A 7937-nucleotide genomic window follows, 5' to 3' on the forward strand; every position below is an offset into this window, starting at 1 on the left:
CCGCGCGACAAGGGGCAGGTCCGCCGGTTCACCCGCGACATCGTCGACTCCCGGCGCAACTTCGCGGGCCTCTTCATGCCGTTCGCCATCGTGCTGATCGTGGTCATGTTCCTGCCGGCGATCGCGGTCTACGCCAACATCGTGCTGCTGCTGTTCGTCATCTTCATGGTGGTCGACGCGGTGATCCTTGGTCGCCTGGTGAACCGACGGGTCCGGGAACGCTATCCCGACACCGATCCGTCGCAGACCGGGTTCCGGCTGGGCTGGTACGCATTCACGCGCGCCATGCAGATGCGGATGATGCGTGCGCCGAAACCGCAGGTGTCGCCGGGCGACGAGGTCTGACCCGGTGGTATCGCGGGGAACCCGCACACTGGTGCTGGGCGGGGTCCGCTCGGGCAAATCCGGTCACGGCGAGTCGCTGCTCGGCGGCCACCCACAGGTGCGCTATCTGGCCACCGGCCCGACGACGTCGACCGACACCGAATGGGTGGCGCGCGTCGCCGCCCATCGCGCACGCCGCGACGGGCGGTATGCCACCGTCGAGACCGTCGACGTGGCCGGGGCACTGCACTCCGACCCGACGACACCCACCCTCCTCGACGATCTCGGCAACTGGCTCGCCGCCCAGCTCGACGCGGTCGGCGGCTGGGCCGACACCCCGGTCGACCTCACCCACCTGACATCCGAGATCTGTTCGGCGATCAGCGATTTCACCGGCGATCTGGTCATCATCAGTCCCGAGGTGGGGTTGTCGCTGGTACCGCCGACCCCGGCCGGCAGGCGGTTCCAGGACGAGCTCGGCGCGCTCAACACAGCCGTCGCAGCCGTCTGCGACCGCGTCGTGTTGGTGGTCGCAGGCCAGGTCGTCGACCTGACCGGGACCCGCGCCGCGGTAGAGGCACCCGCAGCGGTAGAGGCACCCGCAGCGGTACCGGCCCCCGCAGCGGTACCGGCCCCCGCAGCGGTACCAGCGCCCGTCGCCGTGCCGGCCCCGCGCCCGAATTCGGCTCCGGGTCCGAATCCGGCTCCGGCCTCCGTCGACCCCACCGATGCCGAGGTGTTCGGGCCCGTCGCGCCGCCGGATTTCGAGGTCGCCACCGCTGCGCGGGCGCGCCAGCTGACCCTCACCAAACCGCCGGGGTCGCTGGGCCGCCTCGAGGATCTCGGTGTGTGGATCTCGGCGTGTCAGGGCGTCTGTCCCCCACGGCCGTTCAGCCAACCGACGGTCGTCGTGTTCGCCGGGGACCATGGTGTCGCACGGGCCGGGGTGTCGGCGTTCCCGCCCGAGGTGACCGGCCAGATGGTGGCCAACATCGCCGCCGGCGGGGCCGCGGTGAACGTGCTCGCGCGACGAGCGGGCGCGACGGTCCATGTGCAGGATCTGTCGGTGGACGCCGACACCGCGCCCGAGGTCTCCCGCTACAAGGTCCGCCGCAGCAGCGGGGATCTGCGGGTCACCGACTCGCTGACCATCGCGGAGGCGCGGCAGGCGCTGGCGGCGGGTCGCGCGATCGCCGACGAACTCGTCGACTCCGGTGCCGACCTGCTCATCGCGGGCGAGATGGGGATCGGGAACACCACCCCGGCGACGGTGCTGGTGGGCACCCTCACCCGTCGGGAACCGGTCGAGATCGTCGGCCGCGGAACGGGAATCGACGACGCGGGCTGGATCCGCAAGACCGCGGCGATCCGCGACGGGATGCGCCGGGCCCGTCGCCACGTGCACGACCCGTTGTCGTTGCTGGCGGCGGTCGCCGGAGCCGACCTCACCGCGATGGCCGGGTTCCTGGCGCAGGCGGCGGTGCGTCGCACTCCGGTGATCCTCGACGGGGTCGTCGTCACGGCCTGCGCGTTGGTCGCCGGCGAACTGGCCCCGGGGGCGGCGCGGTGGTGGCTCGCGGGTCACCGGTCGGTGGAACCCGCGCACACGATCGCGCTCGGACATCTGGACCTCGAACCCGTGCTGGAGTTGTCGATGCGGCTCGGCGAGGGCAGCGGTGCGTTGACCGCGCTGCCCATCGTCGCTTCCGCGGTGGACATCCTCGGGTCGATGGCGACCTTCGGCGACGCCGGGGTGAGCGGGTCGGACCTCGACGACACGACCGGCGCCGAGCGTTCGGCGAGCGCCACCGCCGCCGGGGTCTGATCAGGTTGTGATCTCACCGGTCCGGGCGGTCGGCGTCGCATTCTCCTGGCTGACCGTCGTGCCGATCCCGAAGGCCGCCAACGGAACATACGGACCGATCGATCGCCGGCTCGGTGGTGCGGTGATGTCGGCGGTGCCTGTCGTCGGGGCGGTCATCGGCGCCGCGACGTCGCTGGCGGCGTGGGCACTGTCGCACACCGACCTGCCCCCGACGATGATCGGCGTGCTGCTCGTCGCCGCGTTGGCACTGGTCACGCGCGGGATGCATCTCGACGGGCTCGCCGACACGGCCGACGGTCTGGGCTGTTACGGTCCGCCCGAACGGGTCACCGAGGTGATGCGCAGCGGGACGGTGGGACCGTTCGGCGTGGCCACCATCGCGGGGGTGATGATCGTGCAGACGGTCGGTTTCGGGGCCCTCGTCGACCGCGGTCAGTGGTATGCACTCGCGTTCGCGATCGCGCTGGGCCGAGTCTGTGCGGTACTCGCCGCCCGCGCCGGGTTGTCCCCGGCACACCCGAACGGCTTCGGCGCACTCGTCGCGGGCACCCAGCGCGCCTCGGCCGTCGTGTGGTCGGCGCTGGGGTTCGCCGCGGCCGCCCTGGTCGGGCCCGACGCGGTGCGCGCGCTGCAGGCCGTGGCGGTCACGGCCGTCGTGTTCGGGTTCACCTGGGTCTTCACCCGGCATTGCGCGAAACGGATGGGCGGGGTGTCCGGGGATGTCCTCGGGGCCGTCATCGAACTCGCTACGGCGATCACCGTCGTCGGGCTGCTCGCCTGAGGCCCTTGTCCCCGACAACGCCCGAGTTGAGCGCCCACCAGGGCGGCACGATCGACCGACCTATCGTCGATGCTCCCGCCACCGGAGGCACCACTCAGGGGCGCATTTACCCAGCTCAGCGACGATAGAGTTCGGTCATCCAGCCGTGGGTGTCGGCAAAGGTGCCGCGCTGGATGCCGGTGAGGGTGTCTCGCAGCGCCTGGGTGACCTCGCCGGCCGAGCCGTCGCCGATCAGGTAGTCCTCGGTCGCGCCCTTGACCCGGCCGACCGGGGTGATGACCGCGGCGGTGCCGCACGCGAACACCTCGGTGATGTCGCCTGAGGCCACGCCCTTCCGCAGCTCCTCGGTGCTGATCCGGCGCTCCTCGACGGCGAAACCGGCGTCGGTGGCCAACTGCAGCAACGACTCCCGGGTGATACCGGGCAGCAGCGACCCGGTCAGCTCCGGGGTCACCAGGCGCGCGTCCGCACCCGAGCCGAAGACGAAGAACAGGTTCATGCCGCCCATCTCCTCGATGAACCGGCGCTCGACGGCATCGAGCCAGACGACCTGATCGCAGTCGTGATGGGTGGCCTGCGCCTGCGCGAGGAAGGCTGCCGCATAGTTGCCGCCACACTTGGCGAATCCCGTGCCGCCCGGCGCTGCCCGCACGTACTCGGTGCACAGCCAGACACTGACCGGCTTGATCCCCCCGGAGAAGTAGGCACCCGCCGGTGACGCGATGACCGAATAGATGTAGGAGTTCGACGGCGCGTTGACACCGAGCCCCGCCTGCGAGGCGAACATGAACGGACGCAGGTAGAGCGACTCCTCGCCGCCCGCCGCGGGCACCCACTCGTTGTCGGCGGCGAGCAACGCCCGCAGCGACTCGATGAAGTCGTCGATCGGCAGCGGCGGCATGGCGAGGCGCTCGGCGGAACGCTGCATGCGCAGCGCGTTGGCCTCAGGGCGGAACGCGGCGATCGAACCGTCGGGCTGACGGTAGGCCTTCAGACCCTCGAAGACCTCCTGCCCGTAGTGCAGCACCATCGCCGACGGGTCCAGCGCGATCGGACCGTACGGCTTGACCTGCGCGTTGTACCAGCCCCGATCCACGTCGTAGTCGATCATCACCATGTTGTCGGTGAAGTGCTTGCCGAAACCGGGGGCGGCGAGAATCTCCGCCCGCCGGCTCTCCGACACCGGGTGGGGATGTTCGGTACGCGTGAACTGCAAGGTCATTGCGCAATCGTACCGCCGCGCCGCAAACGGTTTCCGCCCCCGCCACCTTGTGTCGGAACGCGATTGTGTCGGGACGCGATCGACGCTCAGACGTGTGACGCGACGAACGGCAGCGCCACGACCTCGCAGGGCAGATCACGCCCGCGGACGTCGACGACCACCTCGCTGCCGACCTCGACACCGGCGGCGGTGTCGATCAGCGCGAGCGCGATGCCCTGTTTGAGGGACGGCGAGAAGGTACCCGACGTGCAGTGACCGATCCGGCCGTCCGCCGCACCGCCCACGGCGCGCACGACGCAGTCGGCCCGCGGCACCCCGCGTCCGGTCGCCTTCAACCCGTACAGCCGACGGACCGGGCCGGTGGCCTTCTCCGCGACCAGCGCGTCGCGGCCGAAGAACTCCGGCTTCTTCCAGCCCACCGCCCAGCCGACCCGGGCCTGCACAGGGCTGATGTCCGGGGCCAGTTCGTGGCCGTGCAATGCGTAGCCCATCTCGGTGCGCAGGGTGTCGCGGGCGCCGAGGCCTGCCGGCTGACCGCCGTGGTCGCTGACCGCGGCCAGCAGTGTGTCGAACACCGCCCCCGACTCGGCCCACCGCGGCAGGATCTCGTAACCGCGCTCCCCCGTGTAGCCGGTGCGGCACACCCGAACCGGGCAGGAACCGGCCGCGGTCGGCAGGTCGGCGTCGACGAAGGCCATGTACTCCATGTCGGTGGGCAGACCGACCGCCGACAACACGTCGACGGCACGAGGTCCCTGCACCGCGAACACGCCATACTCGCGGTGCCGGTCGGTCACCGTGATTTCGTCTGGCGCGGCCGCGGACAACATCGCCACGACGCCTGCGGTGTTGGCGGCGTTCGGCACGAGGAAGACCTCGTCGTCGCCGACGAGATAGGCGATGAGGTCGTCCACCACCCCACCGGATTCGTTGCAGCACAACGTGTACTGCGCCTTACCCGGCACGATCTTGCCCAGGTCGTTGCTCAGGGTGCGATTGACGAAGTCGGCCGCACCCGGACCGGACACCGACGCCTTGCCGAGGTGGCTGACGTCGAAGATGCCCACCGCCTCGCGGACCGCGGTGTGTTCGGCGACGGTACCGGCGTAGGAGACGGGCATGTCCCAGCCACCGAATGCGGCGAACGAGGCCCCCAGAGCAGCATGACGGTCGGCAATCGGTCCCGCGAGCAGATCAGTCATGGGGACACCGTACTGGGCCCGGCCCATCTCGGGCCTGTGGCACAGTTGTGCCGTGACCAAAAACGATGCTGTCGACCGCGTGCGCGGCCCGGAACTGGAGTTGGCGACGACCCTCGGCAAAGCCGACAAGGCCCTGGTGATCGGACTCATCAAACCCGACACCAACGGCGACGACGACCGCGAACCGACGCTGGCCATCGGCGACGGACTACTCGACGATGCGCAGGCCGACGCCATCAGCTCGGCCGTTCGACGTCTCGGCGCGTCCGGTGCGCACGGCGAGGTCACCCGTTTCGCGGCGCCCGAGGGCCTCGGAACCGACATCGTGCTCGCGGTCGGGCTCGGCGACGCCGACAACCTCGACGACGCCGACCAGATCCGCCAGGCGGCCGGGATCGCGGCCCGCGAACTCGATGGGGTCGACCGTGCCGCGACCACGCTGTCGGTGATCGACCTGGCTGCGGCCGCGGAGGGATTCTTCCTCGGCGCCTACCGATTCGACGCGTTCCGGTCGGACAAGACCAAGCCGAGTAAGACCCCGCCGTCGACGATCACGCTGCTCGTCGACGACAAGGGCAAGACCGCGAAGACCGAACTGGCGCATGCGGTCGCGGTCGCCGACTCCGTTGCGATCGCCCGCGATTTCGTGAACACCCCGCCGAGCCATCTCTACCCGGAGGAGTTCGCCGACCGTGCCGTACGCCTGGGCAGCGCGGCCGGACTCAAGGTGGAGGTGCTCGACGACAAGGCACTGGAGAAGGCGGGCTACGGCGGCATCATCGGCGTCGGCAAGGGGTCCTCGCGCCTGCCGCGCCTGGTGCGCCTGACCCACACCGGCAAGAAGGACGCCAAGAAGGTGGCGCTGGTGGGCAAGGGCATCACCTTCGACACCGGCGGCATCTCGATCAAGCCGGCCGCGAACATGGACCACATGACCTCCGACATGGGCGGTGCCGCCGCGGTCATCGCGGCGACGATCCTGGCCGCCCGCCTCGACCTCGACGTGTCGGTCACCGCGACCGTCCCGATGGCCGAGAACATGCCGTCGGCCACCGCGCAGCGCCCGGGCGACGTGCTGACCCAGTACGGCGGCACCACGGTCGAGGTCCTCAACACCGACGCCGAGGGCCGGCTGATCCTGGCCGACGCCATCGTGCGCGCCTGCGAGGACGAACCGGACTACCTCATCGACACCGCGACGTTGACCGGAGCGCAGATGGTGGCACTCGGCGCCCGCACGCCCGGCGTGATGGGCACCGACGAGTTCCGCGACCGCGTGGCCGCGCTGTCGCGTGAGGTCGGCGAGAACGGCTGGGCCATGCCGTTGCCGCCCGAACTGCGCGCCGATCTGAAGTCGCGGGTGGCCGATCTGGCCAATGTGACCAATCACCGCAACGGCGGCATGCTCTCGGCCGGGCTGTTCCTCAAGGAGTTCGTGCCGGCGTCGGTGTCCTGGGCGCACATCGACATCGCGGGTCCGGCGTTCAACACCGGCGGCCCGTGGGGCTACACCCCCAAGGGCGGTACCGGGGTGCCGGTGCGGACCATCACGCGGGTGCTCGAGGACATCGCCGCGCAGGGCTGAACCGGTGCGCCGACTCGCGGTGCGGAATGTGTGGCCACAGCGCGTAGCCGTGACGAGCGACGGGTAGGGTGACTCAGGGACGGACGGCTCACCCGCCACCCCGTCCAGCGTGCACCGACGGCGCACACACCGCGGTGGACCGACCTAGTGACCACACGTCGAGTTCAGGAGTCAACAACGATGGCCTTCTCCGTCCAGATGCCCGCCCTGGGTGAAAGTGTCACCGAGGGAACAGTCACCAGGTGGCTCAAGGAGGAGGGCGACACCGTCGAGGCCGACGAGCCCTTGCTGGAGGTATCAACCGACAAGGTCGACACCGAGATCCCCGCCCCCGCTTCGGGTGTGCTGACGAAGATCATCGCCCAGGAAGACGACGTGGTCGAGGTCGGCGGTGAACTCGCCCTGATCGGCGAGGCGGGTGAGCAGGCACCTGCCGAGGCGCCCGCGCCCAGCGAGCCCGCGCCGGCTCCCGCCGCCGAGGCTGCGCCGGCTCCCGAACCCGAACCCGAACCCGCAGCGGCTCCGGCTCCCGCCGCCTCGACCGGTCCGGCACAGGGCACCGACGTGCTGATGCCCGAACTCGGCGAGTCGGTCACCGAGGGCACGGTAACCAATTGGCTGAAGTCGGTGGGCGACGAGGTCGCCGCCGACGAACCGCTGCTCGAGGTGTCCACGGACAAGGTCGACACCGAGATCCCGTCCCCGGTCGCCGGAACGCTGCTCGAGATCAGCGCACAGGAGGACGACGTCGTCGCGGTGGGCGGCAAGCTCGCCGTGATCGGTGACGCGTCGGCCGCACCCGCAGCGCCGCCGGCACCGGCACCCGCAGCTCCCGAACCCACCCCGGAGCCAGAGCCCGAGCCGGAACCCGAACCGGCGCAGGCCACGCCGGCGCCGGCTCCCGAGCCGGAACCCGCTCCGGTCGCCGCGGCCAAGGCCGAACCCGAGACCATGGAGTCGACCCCGTACGTGACGCCGCTGGTGCGAAAGCTCGCCGC

The 7937-nt window shown here is 70.6% G+C and carries 7 protein-coding genes; 5 read left to right on the forward strand and 2 right to left on the reverse strand.

The annotated features are described in order from the left end of the window. The 3 genes from GORHZ_RS00725 to GORHZ_RS00735 form a co-directional block, all read left to right on the forward strand. Positions 1–345 (forward strand): DUF3043 domain-containing protein (locus tag GORHZ_RS00725; RefSeq protein WP_006329351.1); only part of this gene is annotated, 345 nt, incomplete at its 5' end. 4 nt (positions 346–349) lie between these two features. After that, complete coding sequence (gene cobT / locus GORHZ_RS00730) at positions 350–2149, forward strand: nicotinate-nucleotide--dimethylbenzimidazole phosphoribosyltransferase (RefSeq protein WP_006329353.1); 1800 nt, start codon at positions 350–352, stop codon at positions 2147–2149. A gap of 7 nt (positions 2150–2156) precedes the next feature. Beyond that, on the forward strand, positions 2157–2930 hold the full coding sequence (locus GORHZ_RS00735; protein ID WP_006329360.1) for an adenosylcobinamide-GDP ribazoletransferase: 774 nt from the start codon (positions 2157–2159) through the stop codon (positions 2928–2930). Positions 2931–3045: 115 nt separating this feature from the next. Here the strand turns inward: GORHZ_RS00735 and GORHZ_RS00740 are convergent, their stop codons facing one another. Together GORHZ_RS00740 and gcvT are read right to left on the reverse strand one after the other, a co-directional pair. Continuing rightward, positions 3046–4152, reverse strand: coding sequence for a branched-chain amino acid aminotransferase (locus GORHZ_RS00740; protein ID WP_006329376.1), 1107 nt, complete (start codon positions 4150–4152; stop codon positions 3046–3048). Between the two features lie 86 nt (positions 4153–4238). Further along, positions 4239–5354: a glycine cleavage system aminomethyltransferase GcvT gene (gene gcvT, locus GORHZ_RS00745; protein WP_040529553.1), complete on the reverse strand. Its 1116-nt coding sequence runs from the start codon at positions 5352–5354 to the stop codon at positions 4239–4241. Positions 5355–5406: 52 nt separating this feature from the next. On the opposite strand from gcvT, the gene GORHZ_RS00750 reads away from it, so the two are divergent. Beyond that, a complete protein-coding gene (locus tag GORHZ_RS00750) occupies positions 5407–6939 on the forward strand; it encodes a leucyl aminopeptidase (protein ID WP_006329380.1) in 1533 nt (510 codons plus the stop codon). A 180-nt stretch (positions 6940–7119) separates the two neighbouring features. Beyond that, on the forward strand, positions 7120–7937 hold an 818-nt coding region (locus GORHZ_RS00755; RefSeq protein ID WP_006329382.1), incomplete at its 3' end, for a biotin/lipoyl-containing protein.

This window comes from Gordonia rhizosphera NBRC 16068, from assembly GCF_000298195.1.
In the GTDB taxonomy this organism is placed as follows: Bacteria; Actinomycetota; Actinomycetes; order Mycobacteriales; family Mycobacteriaceae; genus Gordonia; species Gordonia rhizosphera.